Origin of the sequence: Faecalicatena faecalis (assembly GCF_012524165.2) — a bacterium.
GTDB classification, from domain to species: Bacteria; Bacillota; Clostridia; order Lachnospirales; family Lachnospiraceae; genus Faecalicatena_A; species Faecalicatena_A faecalis.
In genome coordinates, this window is sequence record NZ_JABACJ020000014.1 from 40,812 (window position 1) to 57,039 (window position 16,228).

The following is a 16,228-nucleotide window of genomic DNA, read 5'->3' on the forward strand; positions in this document are numbered from 1 at the left end:
GGTCTTGAAAAATAAAAGGAATCCCATTATAATATCGAAGTTATGTTTTTGAGCATGAGACCGTGCTGTGAGCATGGTGAAAATAAGGGGACAGATGTAAGTGAAAAAGGAGAGAGGATAAAAATTATGGGATATGATTATGGTAAGATATGGGTCGCAGGAGCATCAGGCCGTGTTGGGACGATGATACACAACATGTTGGATATGCGCGACGTGGAGCTTTTCGAGACAGATATCGAAGAATTGGACATCACAAATGCAAATGAGGTGAATCTGTTCGGGCTGCGCAACCGTCCCAATACGATCATCAATTGTGCAGGTCTGACGGATGTGAGGGCCTGCGAGGAAAATATGGAGTTAGCCTACAAGGTCAATGCCCTGGGGGCCAGAAACTTAAGTGCAGTCGCACGAAAGATTGATGCAAGAATCATTCAGATTTCAACGGATGATATTTTCTGGGACAAAAAGGAGAATCGCTTCCATGAGTTTGATACTCCTAATCCAAGGACCGTATATGGAAAATCTAAATTGGCAGGGGAGAATTTTGTGAAGGAGCTTGCGCCAAAGCATCTGATCATCCGCAGCTCCTGGGTCTATGGAAAAGAAGGAGATAACTTTGTAAACTCCATTATTAAGAAAGCAAAGAGCGGTCAGAAAATCGAGGCGGCAGTCGATGATTATGCTTGCCCGACCAGTGCAAAGGAGCTCTCCAGGGTCATTCTGCGCCTGATTCAGGCAGAGCAGGAGGGCATCTATCATGCAGTCTGTGAAGGATATTGCAGCCGTTATATGCTGGCCCAGGAAATCGTAAGGCTGATAGGCAGGGAAGATGCGGAGCTGGTTCCGGTGAAAATGGGAGAGGTGCATCCATCTCTGGATGGACCGGAGTATACCATCTTGGATAATATGATGCTTCGGATGTGCGAGATACAGGCACCGGTATCTTGGCAGGAGGCATTGGCTGAATATATTGCGGATTGTTTCCCGGAAAATAGTGACATCAACAGGAATGAAAGAAAAGGAAGGGGAATGTAGATGAAAGAAAAGAAGAGGATAAAACCAGGACTTACGACATTGATTTTTATCAGCCTCCTGCTTGGGGCATTGACAGGAGTCATCCTGCATTATTGGGTCCCACAGGGATATGTGAGAGATACCGTGATCATCAATGGAATTTTCTATGTAGTTGGAAATGGATTTTTAAGAGCGATGCAGATGCTGGTCGTACCCCTCGTATTCTGTTCATTGATCTGCGGGAGCATGGCGATCGGAGATACGAAGACATTGGGCAAGGTCGGGGTAAAGACCATTGGATTTTATCTGTTTACCACTGCGGCAGCGATTACTCTGGCACTAGGGATCGGTAATCTGATCAATCCGGGAGTGGGATTGGATATCAGCAGCATCGAGACTGCTAAGACAGCGGCAGCAGAGCCGACAAGCTTTGCAGATACCATTCTGGATATTATCCCGAAGAATCCGATACAAGGATTGGCTGAGAGTAATATGCTGCAGATTATTTTCTTTGCAATTTTTATCGGAATCCTCTTGGCAAAGAGAGGGGAGAGGGCTGCTGCTGTCTCTCAGTTCTTTGCGGAATTTAATGATCTGATGATGGATATGACGATGGCAGTCATGAAAGCGGCGCCTTTTGGTGTGTTCTGTCTGATTGCGAAGACCTTCGCAGGGATTGGATTCGATGCATTTCTGCCGATGCTCAAATATATGGCAGCCGTCTTTTTGGCATTATTCCTTCAGGGATTTGGAGTATATCAGATTCTTTTAAAACTGTTTACGGGATTGAATCCGGTCAAGTTCATCAAGAAATTCCTGCCAGTCATGGGATTTGCATTTTCCACGGCGACCTCCAACGCTACGATTCCGCTCTCGATTGAGACTCTGGATAAGAAAATGGGAGTGTCCAGGAAAATCTCTTCCTTTACGATTCCACTGGGGGCGACTGTCAATATGGACGGAACTTCCATCATGCAGGGAGTTGCGGTCGTATTCGTATCTCAGGCCTTTGGGATTCATCTGACCCCGGCAGATTATATTACGGTGATCGCTACCGCGACTCTGGCGTCCATCGGGACAGCCGGCGTGCCAAGTGTAGGTCTGATCACTTTGTCCATGGTGTTCAACTCCGTTGGGCTTCCTGTGGAGGGAATCGCTCTGATCATGGGAATCGATAGAATTCTGGATATGACAAGGACTGCGGTCAATATCACAGGAGATGCGGTGTGTACCACGATTGTGGCACATCAGAATCAATCCCTCAACCGGGAGATATTTAACCGGATGGATTAAAAGAAAAACAGTACAAAAAAAGAAGCAGGGTACAAACTGAAAAGGTGTGCTCCTAAGGAAGTGCCTGTCAGGATGGTCCTGCTTCTTTTTATATTTTATTAAAAAGGATTAAATATACTCTAGTTTCTCGAAGTACTGCATCAGGATATTCGCGCAGTTCTCCACGCCCAGCTCTGTGGTATCTAATATCATGTGGTAATCGTTCACATCTCCCCAGGTCTTCCCGGTATGTTCATAATAATATTCAGAGCGCTCTTTATCCGTGCGTTCCACCTTCTCCTTTGCGTCCTCATAGGAAAGGTCTTCCAGCCCCATGATGCGGTGGATACGGTCTTCCTTATCTGCACAGACGAAGATATTCAGGACATTCAGCTTGTCCTTCAAAATATCGGATGCACAGCGGCCGAGGATGATGCATGGCTGGCTCGCAAGCTCACGAATGGCTTCCGCCTCGGTTTCATACAGGTGGTCGTCGATCTGCTGCTCGATGTATGCCTTATCGTATACGGGAATCTCAAGCCTTTCGGAAAGTTCCTTTGCAATCACGCTTGCGCCTGTACCAAAACGGCGACTCATTGTAATCACTAATTTCATATGAATTCCTCCTTCGTGTGTGCCTTAAGTTTAATAGTAGTAAATCGTGTGTTTTTTATTATAGCACCGATGGAAGGAAAAGTGTATGAAATATTTCAGAAATCAATACTTTGATAAGTTTTAAAATTAAATGCGACAAGAGGTATTAAAGCCTCTGCCGCATTTATTTTTTTACGGTAGATTGAAGTAAAAAGCATAGTGCGGTAGAGCTTAAAAAACTCTATCGCACTATTTTTTTATCCAAAAATCAGAAAGGAGCGGGAGAAATGGCACGCAAGTACAAGAGATTGAGCTATGAGGACAGAAAGACCATAGAGGAAATGTGCCGGAATGGAAAGAAAGCTGACGAGATAGCAGCAGCTATGGACGTGCATAGAGCCACGATTTACCACGAGTTGCAAAGGGGTGGCGCTGGCGGTGGCAATAGGCAGCAGTACAGCGCAGATATGGCACAGAGGGCGATTTAATCAGAGAGAACGAAAGAAAGGTAGAAAATATGGAAGGATACATAAAAGCAAGAGATTACAAAATACTGATTTATGACAAAGAGGACAGAGAAAGCTATAACGCAGCAATAAAGGCACTGACAGAGGCGAAAAAAATGAGCGGGTGGGACAGAGTGCAGGGCGTAACTATTCTGAAAGATTGCAGAATACCAGACCTTTACCACGGGGACGACTTAGCAATAATCATGGAAAGAGATAACGGAAAAGGCGAATACAGCATAAAAATTATGAGTTAATGGCGGCAGCCGCCGCCAGCAAGCGCCCTTAATTCAGTGGGAGAATACCGCAGCCGGATATAGCGGGGGCGCTGGTTCAATTCCAGCAGGGCGTTTTAGGTAGCAGTTTGGCGAGCTGCACCAGAGGGCAGCAGGCGAATAGCTGCATCTGGATACCGTGAAAAAATAGCAGCGGGTATACCAGCTATAAAGTATGCAGTCGTTCAACAGGTTTTAAGCAGCTTTTTAATGTGAAAAGCGCCCACACGGTAAATTACGCCAGAATAGGGAGCGGTAGCAATGAAAATGCCGAGAGCGCCGCCGAAAGAAAGAGAGGCATAGGGAATGGAGAACATAGCACGTATACAGATAGTAGAGCCGCAGCCGGAGAGACGAACTGCGGTAGCAGCAGCGTATAGAAGAGGGTACGCAGATGCGCTGGAAGATATGCGACAGAGGCAGAGGGAGAAAAAACGCCGCCGACAGTATTTTATCATGCAGAAATTGAACGGCGTAGCATTACTGGCATTTACAGCGTTGGCAATCTACATATTAGAGGAAGACGCTACAATAGCAGTTTTTACAGTGCCGTTAGGATTGTATATGATTTTCAGCCGAGAGATGTGCATAGTGAATAGGTATTACTGGGAGACAAAAGAAAGGAATAAAAGAAATGATAAAAATTTTAGAGCTGTTCGGGGGGATAGGTAGCCCACGTTGCGCCCTGCGCAATATAGGCATACCAGTAAAAGCTATTGATTACGTGGAGATAGACGAAAAGGCGGTACGTTCTTACAACGCTATGTTTTCTGACGAATTGGAATATAAGACACAGAGCGTAGTAGGGTGGAACTTAAAACCAGATATTTTAATACATGGTAGCCCGTGCCAAGATTTCAGCATAGCAGGACATCAAGGAAAAGCGACGGCAGAGGCAGGGCGTATAAACCGTGGAAAGGGAGCAGATAAGGGCAGCGGGACACGTTCAAGCCTTATGTGGGAAACGATACATATTATCGAGCAAATGGGGGAATGGAAACCAAAATACGTTATCTGGGAAAATGTAAAAAATGTATTAAGCCGTTATATGCGTGTAAATTTTAATCGGTATTTATCGGAAATGGAGCGATTGGGATACAGCAATAATTTTGAAGTGCTGGACGCAAGAGAGTTTGGACTACCACAAGCACGGGAAAGAGTTTTTACAGTATCAGTGCTGGGAAATGAAAAATTTTCTTTTGACGATTTAATTAAAACACCTATGAGGAATATAAACGATTTTCTGTTATCAGATGCGCCACAAGTGTACGACGTGACACAGCCAAGCGTTTTAGAGGCAATAGGGAAAAAAGGAATACGGCGGGCGACGGTAATAGAGGACTACGCATTTACAATTACAGCAAGGCAAGACAGAACACCAGCGCAAGTAATAGATATGGGGAATGGGCGCTATAGGTATCTGACAGAGTTAGAGTGCTGGCGGTTGCAGGGTTATACAGATGCAGATTTTAACGCAGCGGCAGCAGTGCATAAGCGGGTAGGGCGCTATACAATGCCTCTTTATAAGCAGGCTGGCAATAGCATACCTGTACCGATATTTGAAAGTCTGTTTAGAAAAATGATACTGCATGAAACGGCAGGAAGTGAGGCAGGAAGTGGCTATTTATAGAGAAGTAAGTACAGAGGTTTTTTGCGATATATGCGGCGAAAGGGTTATAGGCTGGCATAGCACAAGAAATGGAGTAAGTAAAGTTTGGGCGGCATATTTTGCGAGGCAAGAGGGTTGCACAACAGGAAAAAAGATTGTTTGCAAACAGTGCCGGATAAAGCAACGTATGGAGAAATGCAGCTTACAAAAGAAATGCGGAACTGCCGGAAAAGATGGGAGCGGCGCTTGTTTAGGCTTTAGCAGTGAGTGGGACGACGAGCCTATAGAGCAATGCAAACGCTGCATTGCGTGTGCCTCTTTTGACTGGGACGAAGAAAAGCAGAGACTAAGCATAGACGGAAGAAAGAGAGGGAAAGCATGAGGAAGAAACATAGACGAGAAAATAGAGTGCTTAAGTTGCTGATATGGATAGCTGCGGCAGTAGCCGGAGTAACAGCTACTGCATTATTTGTACTGCTTACCAGCCAAGAACCACAGCAGGGGCATAAGAACGACGATAACAGGCAGCAGGCAGAGCCTCTGGTAATTGAAGTGCCGGAGCAGGCGACAGAGGGCAGCATAAGAGTATTTGATTATGACGGCTGCTGTATTTACGCATATTACGGAAAAATCGAGATAAGGAACGACGGCAGGGACGGTAAAGAGATTGATATAGTTTGTGCTGGATACTTAGAGGGATATGAAGAACACAAAGAGCCGGACGAAACCGGGGAAAGAGAGGCAGAGAATGAGTAACGTATACATACGCAGCCAGAACAGAGAAAAGCTGTATGCTTTCGGCATTTGCTTTAATTGCTTGCAGTACGAAGAAAAACATGACTGCAAAAGAGGGAAAGAGGCAGCAGTACACCACACTATTTGCATTTCTGACGGTTGCTTAGAGGAAATTGCAGAGTATGAGAGCAAAGAGCGCTGCATAGAGGTGCTGGACGAGATAGAAAAAGTATGTAGCAGCTATTTGTACGCAGAGGGCAGTAGGGGACTTATAAGAGGTAGCACGCCTATGCAGCCTATGGCAACGGTTATACCAAGAGTATACCAGATGCCGGAAAAGTAAAGGGTTGCACATGGACGAATATAGAGAGGCAGTAAAAGAGTTTTACCGAGTATACAGACCGCTACAGAAAAAGCATAACTTGCGTATGCACAGCAGATTTAGCATATATGACGACGGGTTTATAGAAATCTGGGAGTATACCGGGGAGCAGCGGGGGAAATGCGTATGCAAGGTAAAAGAAGAAAAAGACGTAGAGTGCTATAAAAGAGCGACAGAGGCACTGCAAAGCTATGGAAGAGAAAGAGAGGGCGTAAGGCATGAGCAAAGGGCAGGATAAAAAGGAAATTATGCCGAACTTTTTAAAAGACCTTAACACGGAAATTTTAGAGCAGCTGACAGCGGGCAGCAGTGAAAAGAACGTAGTAGGACTGGCAGGAGACGTAAAGGAGCTGAAAGCGGTAGAGGATATATGCGGGCTGCGGTTTAAGGGCTATCTGGGGTTGATTGAAGTAGAAAGACCGAGCGGGATAACGGACACGCTGGTAGTAGCGTTTGCGTGGAATACGCCGCATAAATCGACGCAGGGCGTAGAGTTTGACGTATTGCGAGAGTATCCGGCAGGCAGCAGGCTTTTACTCTATGGGAAGATGCAGACACTTAAAGAATTTTCGACAGGGCGGCAGCTGGTTTTTGTACTGGCTGATTTTGTGGCATTAAGTCCAAAGGCAGAACAACAGAACGACATAGTATTAGTGGGCGAGATTGTATATAAGCCTACATACAGAGAGACACCGAGAGGAAAGCGCATTTCTGACATTTTTGTAAAAGTAAAAAATCAGCTTACGAAGTGCAGCAGCCTTATACCGTGCATCTGCTGGAATGAGACAGCGGACGAGGTAGCAAACTGGCTGCCGGGGGATACAGTAAAGCTGCTGGGGAGATTGCAGAGTAGGGAATACGAAAAACTGATAGAGGAAATTTACGCAGACGGCGTGGTAGCGGAGAGAGTGACAGAGACACGTACAGCCTACGAGGTATCAGTACACACAATAAAAAAGGAAGAGGTAAAAAATGAGTGTTGAGAATATCGGGAAAGGTTATGTAAAAATCTGCGTGAGTGAGGAAGAGTTAGAGGATAGCATAGCAGGGCTTAGCCAGCTAAAGCCTATTCTGCAAGCGCAGGTAATAAAAGGAAACGGGAAAGACAGACAGCAGGGGCTTTTTGATGCGGCAGAGCTGGGGAAACATTTTGACACAGCTATAGACGCAATGACAATGCTTTTAGCTGGCTTTAAAGAAGAAAGTGAGGTACAGAATGAAGAGTAAAACAATTTTAGGAGCAGACGGCACAACGAAAATGCGAGAAATTACAGTAGGGATACATGGAAAAGGCGGCGAGGCAGGCATAAAGGCAGTGCAGCGGCTTGCAGGCATGGTAAGTAGTTTAAAGCAGTGCCAAACGCCGCAGGAAGTATACGACAGATATTTACAGATTACGGGATACTGTAAATGCTGCATTGATTGCGACTTTATGGACGAAAAGGGAGCAGACGAGCTTATGTGCTTAGCTGCGTATCTGGCAGGAAATGAGCAGGCGAGGGCAGAGGCACAGCAGAAAGTGGGTAAAAAGGTATGATGAAAGTATATGTATGCAGCCCGTATAGGGCAGGAGACAGCGCAGAACTGGACAGAAACATAGAATATGCGCAGGCACTTACAAGGCAGGCGCTTAAGGCGGGTTTAGCACCGATTACACCACATTTATATATGACACAGTGCTTAGACGAGAGAAAGCCGCAGGAACGGGCGCAAGGACTGACAGCAGGCTTAGCGTTGCTGAAAGGCTGCGATTTTGTGATTGTAGGCGGCAAGTATGGTATCAGCGAGGGTATGTGCAGGGAGATAGAAACGGCAGACAGGCTGGGTATTGCCGTAGTGAACGCAGAGAGGCTGGAAGAGGTAAGAAAACAGATAGACAAGCTGCGGGAGCAGGCGGCAAATGATTACGCCAAAATGAACAGCTGCAAATTTTGCAAAGGAAGCCGCTTACATAGCTGCACTGGGTACAGCTGCAAAGAGCCGTACCAAAGAGCCTACGATTACGCAATGAGCGAATTAGCCGCAGGCTGCAAGGTGGTAAAAATTGAATAAAAAGGAAAAGCCCCTACGGTACGGGAATACCATAGGGGCTAAGCTATACAGCTTTTAAACCTACAAATATTATAAGCGAAGTATGGCAGAAAAGCAAGGAAAAACCACGGGCAGCAAGCCCGTTTTACCACTTGATAAAAGTATTAACTATCCGACAGATATAGAGAAAAAGGGGTAAGGGTATGCCATACGTTGAGAGGATAACCAGAGCAGGAAAAACGATAGAGGTAGAAAGATATTTTACCAGCAGATATAAAAAGCCGGGGATAAAGAGAGGGGATAAAGTTAAGCCAACAAAGGAGCAGCAGGCAAAGGTAAACACCAGACAAGCGGAAAGAAAATTAAGAATACTGATGAACGCTAATTTTGGTTATGGGGATTACCATTTAGAGCTTGACTATATCCGAAAGAAAGGGCAGCCGGATAGAACAAAAGAGCAGATGCGCAAAGACATAGATGTATTTTTAAGGGAGTGCCGGAAAGAGTACAAAAAGGCAGGGTTAGAGCTTAAGTACATACACGTTATGGAGATAGGGGAGAGAGGCGCAAGGCATCATCATTTAGTGATAAATAAAATTGACACAGAGATTTTGCAGCGCTGCTGGTATAAGGCATACGAGGGGCATAACCGCATAAAGGTTTTTCCTCTGGACGACAGCGGCAACTATGCAAAACTGGCAAGCTATTTTATCAAGTACACAGATAAGCACAGAAAAGACGAGGACGGGGCATTGCAGGGTAAGCGTTGGAATTGCAGCAAGAACCTTGTAAGACCAGAGCCGGAAATAAGGGTAATTACAGATAGACAATGGTTTAAGGCAGAGCCGAGGGAGATAAAAGGCTATTACGTGGACAAGGACAGCGTAAGCAAAGGCGTACACAGCCCGGATTATTACGGGTATGGGTATTTCAGATATACGTTAGTCAAATTAGAGGAGAGGGGGGGATAAGATGCAGATAATAAAAGGATTGCTGATTGCGGCAGCACTTATAGTAATGGTTTTTCTACTGCTTGTAGCATTGCTGCTGCTTGCGTTTGGGATAGCAGCAGACGTAATGAGGCGGCAGGACGAGTGGACAGACAACGGGAGCAGAAAGGAGAAAACGGAAAATGATAGAGAGGCTTAAATACTGGCTATTCCAGAGAGGGAAAGACTGCTACCATTGCTGCCTACGGTGCGAATATTTTGATATTTGCCGTTGGGACGTGATGACGGGAAAGACAGCGGAGCAGGAGCAGACAGTAGAACTGCTGGCAGTAGAGGCGGCAAGAAAGAACGGAAACACGGGGCTGCTGTATCGAATTTACAAATATGTGGAGTTTAAGAAAGGGGAAAGGCGAAAGCATGAAAAATTTTAGGCTTGACGACGAAAGCGGGCATCAAGAGGCACTGTTTAGCTGGGCTGGGTACAACATGGAGCGTATGCCGGAACTGGAATATATGCACCACGTACCAAACGGCGGCAAGCGTGACAGAGCGACAGCGGTAGCACTTAAGAGGCAGGGGGTAAAGGCGGGAGTGCCGGATATTGTTTTACCAGCTGCAAGGGCGGGGTATCACGGGCTTTACATTGAGCTTAAAGCTGGAAAGAATACCACGACGGAAAATCAGCGCCGCTGGTTAGAATATCTGCGGCAGCAGGGATATTATACAGCGGTATGTTATGGCTGGCAGAAAGCGGCAGAGCTGATAGAACGCTATTTATTACATACAGAGGAACTGACACAGGAGCAGAAAACTATTACATTGCGCTAAGAGGCGGGCGCAGGAAGTGAGGGCAAGAATGAAAACAATAAGCATTTTGAACTTAAAGGGCGGCGTAGCAAAGACCTTTACAGCGGTAAATATGGCATACGAGCTGTACCGCAGAGGGTTTAAGGTGCTGCTGATTGATAACGACAAGCAGGGAAATGCAAGCAGGGCGTATGGAAGATATGACACAGAGAGCGTAGCGCCGATAACAAAGCTGCTTAGTGGAGAATGGCAGAGAGCAGGGGAAATTATACAACATACAGAGTATGAGGGAATAGACATTATAGCCGCTAATCTGTCACTTTTCGGGGCTGCATGGAATTTGACGAGGGAAGAGAATGAAAACCAAATAGAGAGATATAAAAGGCTGACAGAGAGAACGGCAGGGGTAAGCAATTACTACGATTACTGCATAATAGATAACCCGCCAGACATAGGGCTTAACGTGGTAAATGCGCTGGCAATCACGGACGAGGTTATAGTACCCGTGAAGATTGACGAGGACGCATTAGAGGGGCTGGACATTGTGGCAGAGCAGATAGAGGACGCAAAAGTGTTTAATGAGCGGTTGCATCTAGGCGGCGTGCTGGTAACGTCCTACCAGAATACGGACGGAGAGGCAGCGGGCGTAGAATGGCTGGCACAGAATGGAAAGTATAAAATACTGGGCGTTATTAGATATTCCAAGAAAGTAGCGGAAAGCTCATTTATGCGAAAGCCGATTTATGAATATAGCCCGTGCTGCGGAGCGGCGCAGGGATACAAGAAATTTATCACAGAGTATACGGGGAAAGCGAGGTAAAGAAAATGGCAAAGGCAAAGTTTGGCTTAAATGATATTTTAAACGCAAAGAGCAGAGCTGCGGCAGCAGGCAGGGTAGAAGATTACGAAGAGATTTATTTAAGCCCTTATGAGGTTAAGGCTGCGCCGGAGAACACGCACCAGAGTTTAGAGAACATAGAAGAATTGGCAGACAGCTTTTTGCACGTAGGACAGGAGCAGCCTACGGTACTTGCAAGAGTAAACGGCGAGTTTCGGATAGTGGACGGGCATAGAAGAAACGCTGCAAATATTATGAATTTGGAGCGGGGGCATAAGGAGTATGAGAGAGTAAAGTACCGTTACAAGGATATGACAGAGGCAATGTATGAGCTGTCATTACTGGCAGGGAACGGATACACGCAGCCTCTTACAGCTTACGAAAAGACCAGATTAGTAGAGCGAACAAAATCGGCGCTTATCCGGGCAAAAGAAGAGGACGGATTAGAGATTAAAGGCAAGATGCGGGACTTAGTGGCAGCTATGCTGAATGAGAGCAGCACAAACATAGCAAGAATGGAGAGCATCAACAAAAACGCCACGCCGGAGATTAAAGAACAGCTGAAAAATGGGAACATGGGTATTACGGCTGCTTATGAGGCATCAAAGCTGCCAGAGGACGAACAGAGGGAAATTGCGGAGCAGGCAGCAGACGGCAACGTGAGGGCAAAAGAGATAGCGGCAAAGGTAGCAGAGAAGAAAGCGGGGGACGACTACGAGACACCGCACCCAGAAAGTATTACATCATTGTGTTATTCATGCCAGCGCTATAAGGATTGCAACGTAAAGACCGGGACTTGTGAGAAGTGCGACCAGTATATAAACAAGGCAGAGGCAGAAAAGACAGACGAGCAGAGGTATAACGAAGAGCAGGACAGAATAGACCGAGAGACAAAAAAGAAATTGCAGGAGAAAGCGGACACAGAAAAAATGGAGCATCTGCCAAGCGACACAAAAGCAAAGAAGTATATTAGAGTTTCAAAGCAGACGTTTAAAGGCGTATGCGCAGGGGTGCTACCGTATCTGCTTTTAAAGTATGAGAAGTACAGTGCCGGGGAGATTGCAGTTATACAAGAATTTGAAGAGGGCAGAGCCACTGGAAACACGAAAGAGATTTATATATCCTGCGTGGACACAGAGGAAACGCACACAGCTATTGCAGAGGGGTACTGCGTTCTGGGAATTTGTGAAAAGGAGATAGCAGTAGAAAAAGGCTGGCTTAGCGAAGTGTCCGAAACGGACACCGAGGGGCAAATTTCGAGACAAATGAGCATTGACGATTATAAAACAGAGTGAGGGTAAAGCATGAAATACAGACAGTGGAAAAAGAATTATAAAAAACGGTACGGGGTAAACCCGCCAGCAAGTAATTACTGGAAGAATGGAGCGCCGAAAAGATGTAAAAACCCAGATTGCAAAAACTGCCCGTTTCCACCATGCAAGAAAGGAGCAAAAGATAATGAGTAATATTTTACTTGCAATTATTGTATTGCTGCTGGTAAGCATCTGGCAGCAGCTTAAAGAGATTAACGAAAGGGGAAAAGGGCATGAATAACGTATCACTTTCTGGAAGATTGACGAAAAACCCAGAGCTTAGATATGGCGGGCAGGAAAACAGCACCGCTATTGCACGCTTTACACTGGCAGTAGACGACGGACGGGAAACAGATTTTATAAATATCAAATGCTTTGGGCGCACTGCGGAATGGGTAGACAAATGGCTAAGCAAAGGAAATAAGGCAGAGGTAACAGGAAAGATTAAAACGGGCAGTTACGATAGCCAGAGAACGGGACAGAAAGTATATTACACAGAGGTAGTGGCAAATAACGTAGGCTTTGGGGAAACAAAGGCAGAGGCAGAGGCGAGAGCGGCAGCAGGGCAGCAGACAGATTATAACGACGGCTTTATGAATATTCCAGACGGCGTAGACGACGAGCTGCCGTTTAATTAAAAGTGAAAGGCAGGCAATTTAGATGCAGGAAAAAGAGGTAGAAATAAAAGGGCTGGCTACAGAGATTAAGCCAGAGAATGAAGAAACAGCAGGAGCGCCGGAGGGGGAGCAGTGGGTAGCATTGCCTACGGCTGATTTTGAGCAAATGATACAGAAAGCAGCACGGGCAGCAGTAGCGGAATACAAAAAGCAGGAAGAGAAAGACAGAAAGCAGAATAAGTATCATAACACCTTTATGCTGATGAAATGTTATCGGGACGCAGCTTTTCACATTGAGAACGCAATAAGCGACGGGGAGCAGCTGGAACTTGCAGGAATGACAGACGAGCAGCAGCGTACATACTTAGAGAGCATCAGACGCAGCCGCTTTAAAACTCTGATTATGACGGCACATATCGACAAGGCGGTAGAAGAGATAGAACGCAGGAGAAAGGCGGCAGATAGAGAGGTAGAGTATAAGGCGTTTGAAATGTACTTTATGCAGGGCATGGACTATGCAAAGATTGCAGAGGAACTGGACACGGGAAACAGCACACCAAGACGCTGGATAACAGCTATCATAAACGAGTTGTCGGTATTATTGTGGGGAATGGACGAGGACAAGATAAGATAGCAGGGAAAAGGAAGTATGACAAAAGAATGAAAAAAACATGAAATTTACATGGAAAAACAAAAGAGATATAATGGTAGCATGGAAAGAGTAGGCGAGAGCTTAACCGCAGAGGCGGCAGCAGTAACCTACTCTTTTTTGTTTTCATTCTTTAGCCTCCACCCAGCGCATGAAACTTAGGGCGCTGGGATACTAAAAGAAAGAGAGGGGACAGCGTGAAAGAATGGGCTAAGAGTTTTTATTTATCAGCAGCGTGGGAGAATACAAGAGCTGCTTACTTAATGTCACAAGACTTTATTTGTGAGAGATGCGGAGAGCCTGCAAAGATAGTACATCATAAGCGCTGGCTTAACCGTGACAATATCAATGACACAGACATAACGCTTAACTGGGATAACTTAGAGGCGTTATGCCAAGACTGCCACAACAAGGAGCATCATAAAAGCGCGCCGAGGCTGCGTTATAGATTTGATGCAGACGGCGGTATAATCCCCCCTATGCAGAAAAGAAATTAAAGGGGGACAGATACCGAGGGGGATACCCTAAAATTACCCTACGGGCGTGCGCACGGGTGGTGTAGGGGGTGTGGTGCGGCGCAGGAATGGAAAGCGGGGTAAAGGAATGGCAACAAAGAAAGAGAAAACCAAAGAACAGAGGATAAAGACCGAAAAGACCAGACTTAAGGGAATTTTCAAGGACTTAGACGAAAACAAAAGAAAATTAGTAACGCCGCTGATAGAAAAGGCTGCATTTATGAGCATTGAGCTGGACGACTTGCAGGCGAAACTTGAAAAAGACGGCTGGACGAGTGAGTACCAGAACGGGCAGAACCAGTGGGGAACAAAGAAAAGCCCAGAGGCAGAAACCTACATAGCGCTTAGTAAGAACTATGCAGCAGTGATTAAGCAGCTTACGGAATTAGTACCAGCTGCGAAACGAAAGACAAGCAGGCTGGCGGCTTTGCGGGAAGAGTAAGCAATATTGCCGCCTTATCGAAATTATATCTATGAGTACCACGCAAAGATTACAAGCGGCGAAATCATAGCGGGAAAATGGATAAAGAAAATATACGAAATCATTATAAACGGGCTGCAAAAGCAGGAGTATTTTTTTAATGCAAAGGCTGCGAATAAGGCTATACGGTTCATAGAGAACTTTTGCCACCACAGCAAGGGGCGTAATGATTTAATCAAGTTGGAGCTATGGCAGAAAGCCATAGTTTCTGTTATTTTTGGCATACAGGACGCAGAAAAAATACGTATTTTCCGTGAAATTTTTATTGTAATTGGCAGAAAAAATGGAAAAAGTTTATTTGCATCTGCGATTATTGCATACATGGCGTACTTAGAGCCGGAGTACGGACAAGAAATATACTGCTTAGCTCCAAAATTAGACCAAGCAGCGCTGGTGTATGACGGATTTTATCAAATGGTACAGGCAGAGGACGAGTTAGCGGAGCTGGCAAAGAAACGGCGCAGCGATATTTATATTGCGGAGAGCAACACGGTAATAAAACCGATTGCTTTTAATGCCAAGAAGTCAGACGGATTTAACCCGCAGCTTGTGGTATGTGATGAAATGGCAGCATGGAGCGGGGACGCTGGACTAAAGCAGTATGAGGTTATGAAATCCGCTTTAGGCGCACGTACTCAACCTATGATATTGAGCATAAGCACTGCCGGATATATCAACGACAGTATTTATGATGAACTAATGAAACGTAGCACAAGTTTCTTGAAAGGAAACAGCAAAGAGCGCAGGCTATTACCATTCCTTTACATGATTGATGATGTGGAGAAGTGGAACGACATAGACGAACTGAAAAAGGCTAACCCTAACATGGGTGTATCCGTAAAAGAAAGTTTCTTTATGGACGAGATAGCCGTAGCAGAGGGCAGCTTAAGTAAAAAAGCAGAGTTCCTTACAAAGTATTGCAATATCAAGCAGAACAGCTCTATTGCATGGCTGGAATATCAGACAGTAGAGAACGCCGGAGTAGAAAAGACCTTAGAGGACTTTAGGGACTGCTACGCAGTGGGCGGTATTGACTTAAGCCAGACAACGGACTTAACGGCAGCCAGTGTGGTTATTCAGAAAGACGGCACACTGTATGCGTTTACGCAGTTCTTTATGCCACGGGGCAGGCTGGAATACTTACAGGCTACGGACGGCGTGCCGTATGACATATTTGTTAAAAAGGGGCTGATAACCTTAAGCGGCGAGAATTATGTAGACTACCACGACGTTTACGGCTGGTTTACTATGCTACTGGAAGATTACGGAATACGACCTTTAAAAATCGGCTACGACAGATACAGCGCCCAGTACCTTATTACCGATATGGCAAATTATGGTTTTCACATGGACGACGTTTACCAAGGCGAAAACCTTACACCAGTTATACGGGAGTTTGAGGGCATCATAAAAGACGGCGATTTTAAGATTGCCGACAACAATTTACTAAAGACACATTTCTTAAATGTTGCGCTTAAGCACAACATGGAAACAAGAAAATTCAGACCTATAAAAATCGAGCAGCGGGCGCATATCGACGGCTTTGTATCTGTCATAGATGCAATGACCGTGCGGCAGAAATACTGGGAAGAGTGCGGCGAGCTGCTTAAAAATGCCGCATAGAAAGGAGTGTAAACGGC

27 protein-coding genes and 1 tRNA gene are annotated in these 16,228 nt (G+C 45.6%); 27 read left to right on the forward strand and 1 reads right to left on the reverse strand.

All coding sequences use genetic code 11. The features are described from left to right. Nucleotides 1–126 precede the first annotated feature (126 nt). Nucleotides 127–1,035 (forward strand): dTDP-4-dehydrorhamnose reductase, encoded by a 909-nt coding sequence (rfbD, locus tag HGO97_RS14330; protein WP_216242967.1) that lies wholly within the window; start codon nt 127–129, stop codon nt 1,033–1,035. Next, the gene (locus tag HGO97_RS14335) at nt 1,036–2,307 is read left to right on the forward strand and encodes a dicarboxylate/amino acid:cation symporter (RefSeq protein ID WP_216242969.1); all 1,272 of its coding nucleotides are present in this window, start codon (nt 1,036–1,038) and stop codon (nt 2,305–2,307) included. A gap of 108 nt (nt 2,308–2,415) precedes the next feature. Here the strand turns inward: HGO97_RS14335 and HGO97_RS14340 are convergent, their stop codons facing one another. Then, entirely contained in the window at nt 2,416–2,901 is a 486-nt protein-coding gene (locus tag HGO97_RS14340) for a cytidylate kinase-like family protein (RefSeq protein WP_216242970.1), read from the reverse strand. Nucleotides 2,902–3,167: 266 nt separating this feature from the next. Between HGO97_RS14340 and HGO97_RS14345 the strand changes: the two genes are divergently transcribed. The 25 genes from HGO97_RS14345 (at nt 3,168) to HGO97_RS14465 (ending at nt 16,211) form a co-directional block, all read left to right on the forward strand. After that, nucleotides 3,168–3,368 (forward strand): helix-turn-helix domain-containing protein, encoded by a 201-nt coding sequence (locus tag HGO97_RS14345; RefSeq protein ID WP_139009306.1) that lies wholly within the window; start codon nt 3,168–3,170, stop codon nt 3,366–3,368. Nucleotides 3,369–3,397: 29 nt separating this feature from the next. Then, complete coding sequence (locus HGO97_RS14350; RefSeq protein ID WP_216242972.1) at nt 3,398–3,643, forward strand: hypothetical protein; 246 nt, start codon at nt 3,398–3,400, stop codon at nt 3,641–3,643. Nucleotides 3,644–3,665: 22 nt separating this feature from the next. Further along, nucleotides 3,666–3,738: transfer RNA gene (locus HGO97_RS14355), tRNA-OTHER, on the forward strand. A 229-nt stretch (nt 3,739–3,967) separates the two neighbouring features. Beyond that, complete coding sequence (locus tag HGO97_RS14360; protein WP_246597459.1) at nt 3,968–4,333, forward strand: hypothetical protein; 366 nt, start codon at nt 3,968–3,970, stop codon at nt 4,331–4,333. Then, entirely contained in the window at nt 4,296–5,291 is a 996-nt protein-coding gene (locus HGO97_RS14365; protein WP_216242974.1) for a DNA cytosine methyltransferase, read from the forward strand. Before HGO97_RS14360 ends, HGO97_RS14365 begins: the two co-directional genes overlap by 38 nt. A gap of 166 nt (nt 5,292–5,457) precedes the next feature. Next, nucleotides 5,458–5,652 carry a hypothetical protein gene (locus HGO97_RS23810; protein ID WP_246597460.1) on the forward strand — a complete coding sequence of 65 codons (195 nt, stop codon included), beginning with the start codon at nt 5,458–5,460 and terminating at the stop codon, nt 5,650–5,652. Between the two features lie 26 nt (nt 5,653–5,678). Then, nucleotides 5,679–6,026, forward strand: a complete 348-nt coding sequence (locus tag HGO97_RS14375; RefSeq protein WP_330654264.1) for a hypothetical protein — start codon at nt 5,679–5,681, stop codon at nt 6,024–6,026. Continuing rightward, nucleotides 6,019–6,348: a long-chain fatty acid--CoA ligase gene (locus HGO97_RS14380; RefSeq protein WP_216242978.1), complete on the forward strand. Its 330-nt coding sequence runs from the start codon at nt 6,019–6,021 to the stop codon at nt 6,346–6,348. Before HGO97_RS14375 ends, HGO97_RS14380 begins: the two co-directional genes overlap by 8 nt. Nucleotides 6,349–6,433: 85 nt before the next feature. Beyond that, on the forward strand, nt 6,434–6,625 hold the full coding sequence (locus tag HGO97_RS14385; protein ID WP_216242980.1) for a hypothetical protein: 192 nt from the start codon (nt 6,434–6,436) through the stop codon (nt 6,623–6,625). Beyond that, complete coding sequence (locus HGO97_RS14390) at nt 6,606–7,370, forward strand: single-stranded DNA-binding protein (protein ID WP_216242982.1); 765 nt, start codon at nt 6,606–6,608, stop codon at nt 7,368–7,370. The genes HGO97_RS14385 and HGO97_RS14390 overlap by 20 nt, the downstream gene beginning before the upstream one ends. Continuing rightward, a complete protein-coding gene (locus tag HGO97_RS14395; RefSeq protein ID WP_216242985.1) occupies nt 7,360–7,614 on the forward strand; it encodes a toxin PIN in 255 nt (84 codons plus the stop codon). The genes HGO97_RS14390 and HGO97_RS14395 overlap by 11 nt, the downstream gene beginning before the upstream one ends. Next, nucleotides 7,604–7,924, forward strand: coding sequence for a hypothetical protein (locus HGO97_RS14400; RefSeq protein WP_216242987.1), 321 nt, complete (start codon nt 7,604–7,606; stop codon nt 7,922–7,924). Before HGO97_RS14395 ends, HGO97_RS14400 begins: the two co-directional genes overlap by 11 nt. Beyond that, nucleotides 7,921–8,439, forward strand: coding sequence for a DUF7768 domain-containing protein (locus HGO97_RS14405; RefSeq protein ID WP_216242989.1), 519 nt, complete (start codon nt 7,921–7,923; stop codon nt 8,437–8,439). Before HGO97_RS14400 ends, HGO97_RS14405 begins: the two co-directional genes overlap by 4 nt. A gap of 182 nt (nt 8,440–8,621) precedes the next feature. Continuing rightward, entirely contained in the window at nt 8,622–9,389 is a 768-nt protein-coding gene (locus tag HGO97_RS14410) for a rolling circle replication-associated protein (protein ID WP_216242993.1), read from the forward strand. A 1-nt stretch (nt 9,390) separates the two neighbouring features. Then, nucleotides 9,391–9,567: an N-acetylmuramoyl-L-alanine amidase gene (locus HGO97_RS14415; RefSeq protein ID WP_216242994.1), complete on the forward strand. Its 177-nt coding sequence runs from the start codon at nt 9,391–9,393 to the stop codon at nt 9,565–9,567. Then, nucleotides 9,551–9,799, forward strand: a complete 249-nt coding sequence (locus HGO97_RS14420) for a hypothetical protein (RefSeq protein ID WP_216242996.1) — start codon at nt 9,551–9,553, stop codon at nt 9,797–9,799. Before HGO97_RS14415 ends, HGO97_RS14420 begins: the two co-directional genes overlap by 17 nt. Then, complete coding sequence (locus HGO97_RS14425) at nt 9,786–10,196, forward strand: VRR-NUC domain-containing protein (protein WP_216242998.1); 411 nt, start codon at nt 9,786–9,788, stop codon at nt 10,194–10,196. The genes HGO97_RS14420 and HGO97_RS14425 overlap by 14 nt, the downstream gene beginning before the upstream one ends. Nucleotides 10,197–10,224: 28 nt before the next feature. Further along, on the forward strand, nt 10,225–10,995 hold the full coding sequence (locus HGO97_RS14430) for a ParA family protein (protein WP_216243000.1): 771 nt from the start codon (nt 10,225–10,227) through the stop codon (nt 10,993–10,995). A gap of 5 nt (nt 10,996–11,000) precedes the next feature. Beyond that, a complete protein-coding gene (locus HGO97_RS14435) occupies nt 11,001–12,308 on the forward strand; it encodes a ParB/RepB/Spo0J family partition protein (protein ID WP_216243008.1) in 1,308 nt (435 codons plus the stop codon). A gap of 9 nt (nt 12,309–12,317) precedes the next feature. After that, nucleotides 12,318–12,479, forward strand: coding sequence for a hypothetical protein (locus HGO97_RS14440; protein WP_216243010.1), 162 nt, complete (start codon nt 12,318–12,320; stop codon nt 12,477–12,479). An 80-nt stretch (nt 12,480–12,559) separates the two neighbouring features. Next, the gene (locus HGO97_RS14445; RefSeq protein WP_216243013.1) at nt 12,560–12,964 is read left to right on the forward strand and encodes a single-stranded DNA-binding protein; all 405 of its coding nucleotides are present in this window, start codon (nt 12,560–12,562) and stop codon (nt 12,962–12,964) included. Nucleotides 12,965–12,986: 22 nt separating this feature from the next. After that, entirely contained in the window at nt 12,987–13,577 is a 591-nt protein-coding gene (locus HGO97_RS14450; protein WP_246597461.1) for a hypothetical protein, read from the forward strand. Between the two features lie 212 nt (nt 13,578–13,789). Continuing rightward, nucleotides 13,790–14,089 (forward strand): HNH endonuclease, encoded by a 300-nt coding sequence (locus HGO97_RS14455; RefSeq protein ID WP_168866526.1) that lies wholly within the window; start codon nt 13,790–13,792, stop codon nt 14,087–14,089. 106 nt (nt 14,090–14,195) lie between these two features. Beyond that, nucleotides 14,196–14,549 (forward strand): hypothetical protein, encoded by a 354-nt coding sequence (locus tag HGO97_RS14460; protein ID WP_174805388.1) that lies wholly within the window; start codon nt 14,196–14,198, stop codon nt 14,547–14,549. Nucleotides 14,550–14,555: 6 nt separating this feature from the next. Further along, complete coding sequence (locus HGO97_RS14465; protein ID WP_002591266.1) at nt 14,556–16,211, forward strand: terminase large subunit; 1,656 nt, start codon at nt 14,556–14,558, stop codon at nt 16,209–16,211. Nucleotides 16,212–16,228 lie beyond the last annotated feature (17 nt).

What these genes read in the sequence shown, in the direction of transcription:
- HGO97_RS14440 (WP_216243010.1), top strand. Translation starts at nt 12,318, where the DNA reads ATGAAATACAGACAGTGGAAAAAGAATTATAAAAAACGGTACGGGGTA.
- HGO97_RS14390 (WP_216242982.1), top strand. Translation starts at nt 6,606, where the DNA reads ATGAGCAAAGGGCAGGATAAAAAGGAAATTATGCCGAACTTTTTAAAA.
- HGO97_RS23810 (WP_246597460.1), top strand. Translation starts at nt 5,458, where the DNA reads ATGGAGAAATGCAGCTTACAAAAGAAATGCGGAACTGCCGGAAAAGAT.
- HGO97_RS14435 (WP_216243008.1), top strand. Translation starts at nt 11,001, where the DNA reads ATGGCAAAGGCAAAGTTTGGCTTAAATGATATTTTAAACGCAAAGAGC.
- HGO97_RS14395 (WP_216242985.1), top strand. Translation starts at nt 7,360, where the DNA reads ATGAGTGTTGAGAATATCGGGAAAGGTTATGTAAAAATCTGCGTGAGT.
- HGO97_RS14335 (WP_216242969.1), top strand. Translation starts at nt 1,036, where the DNA reads ATGAAAGAAAAGAAGAGGATAAAACCAGGACTTACGACATTGATTTTT.
- HGO97_RS14340 (WP_216242970.1), bottom strand. Translation starts at nt 2,901, where the DNA reads ATGAAATTAGTGATTACAATGAGTCGCCGTTTTGGTACAGGCGCAAGC.
- HGO97_RS14415 (WP_216242994.1), top strand. Translation starts at nt 9,391, where the DNA reads ATGCAGATAATAAAAGGATTGCTGATTGCGGCAGCACTTATAGTAATG.
- HGO97_RS14425 (WP_216242998.1), top strand. Translation starts at nt 9,786, where the DNA reads ATGAAAAATTTTAGGCTTGACGACGAAAGCGGGCATCAAGAGGCACTG.
- HGO97_RS14365 (WP_216242974.1), top strand. Translation starts at nt 4,296, where the DNA reads ATGATAAAAATTTTAGAGCTGTTCGGGGGGATAGGTAGCCCACGTTGC.
- HGO97_RS14380 (WP_216242978.1), top strand. Translation starts at nt 6,019, where the DNA reads ATGAGTAACGTATACATACGCAGCCAGAACAGAGAAAAGCTGTATGCT.
- HGO97_RS14360 (WP_246597459.1), top strand. Translation starts at nt 3,968, where the DNA reads ATGGAGAACATAGCACGTATACAGATAGTAGAGCCGCAGCCGGAGAGA.
- HGO97_RS14430 (WP_216243000.1), top strand. Translation starts at nt 10,225, where the DNA reads ATGAAAACAATAAGCATTTTGAACTTAAAGGGCGGCGTAGCAAAGACC.
- HGO97_RS14420 (WP_216242996.1), top strand. Translation starts at nt 9,551, where the DNA reads ATGATAGAGAGGCTTAAATACTGGCTATTCCAGAGAGGGAAAGACTGC.
- HGO97_RS14400 (WP_216242987.1), top strand. Translation starts at nt 7,604, where the DNA reads ATGAAGAGTAAAACAATTTTAGGAGCAGACGGCACAACGAAAATGCGA.
- HGO97_RS14460 (WP_174805388.1), top strand. Translation starts at nt 14,196, where the DNA reads ATGGCAACAAAGAAAGAGAAAACCAAAGAACAGAGGATAAAGACCGAA.
- HGO97_RS14345 (WP_139009306.1), top strand. Translation starts at nt 3,168, where the DNA reads ATGGCACGCAAGTACAAGAGATTGAGCTATGAGGACAGAAAGACCATA.
- rfbD (WP_216242967.1), top strand. Translation starts at nt 127, where the DNA reads ATGGGATATGATTATGGTAAGATATGGGTCGCAGGAGCATCAGGCCGT.
- HGO97_RS14350 (WP_216242972.1), top strand. Translation starts at nt 3,398, where the DNA reads ATGGAAGGATACATAAAAGCAAGAGATTACAAAATACTGATTTATGAC.
- HGO97_RS14410 (WP_216242993.1), top strand. Translation starts at nt 8,622, where the DNA reads ATGCCATACGTTGAGAGGATAACCAGAGCAGGAAAAACGATAGAGGTA.
- HGO97_RS14445 (WP_216243013.1), top strand. Translation starts at nt 12,560, where the DNA reads ATGAATAACGTATCACTTTCTGGAAGATTGACGAAAAACCCAGAGCTT.
- HGO97_RS14450 (WP_246597461.1), top strand. Translation starts at nt 12,987, where the DNA reads ATGCAGGAAAAAGAGGTAGAAATAAAAGGGCTGGCTACAGAGATTAAG.
- HGO97_RS14385 (WP_216242980.1), top strand. Translation starts at nt 6,434, where the DNA reads ATGCACAGCAGATTTAGCATATATGACGACGGGTTTATAGAAATCTGG.
- HGO97_RS14405 (WP_216242989.1), top strand. Translation starts at nt 7,921, where the DNA reads ATGATGAAAGTATATGTATGCAGCCCGTATAGGGCAGGAGACAGCGCA.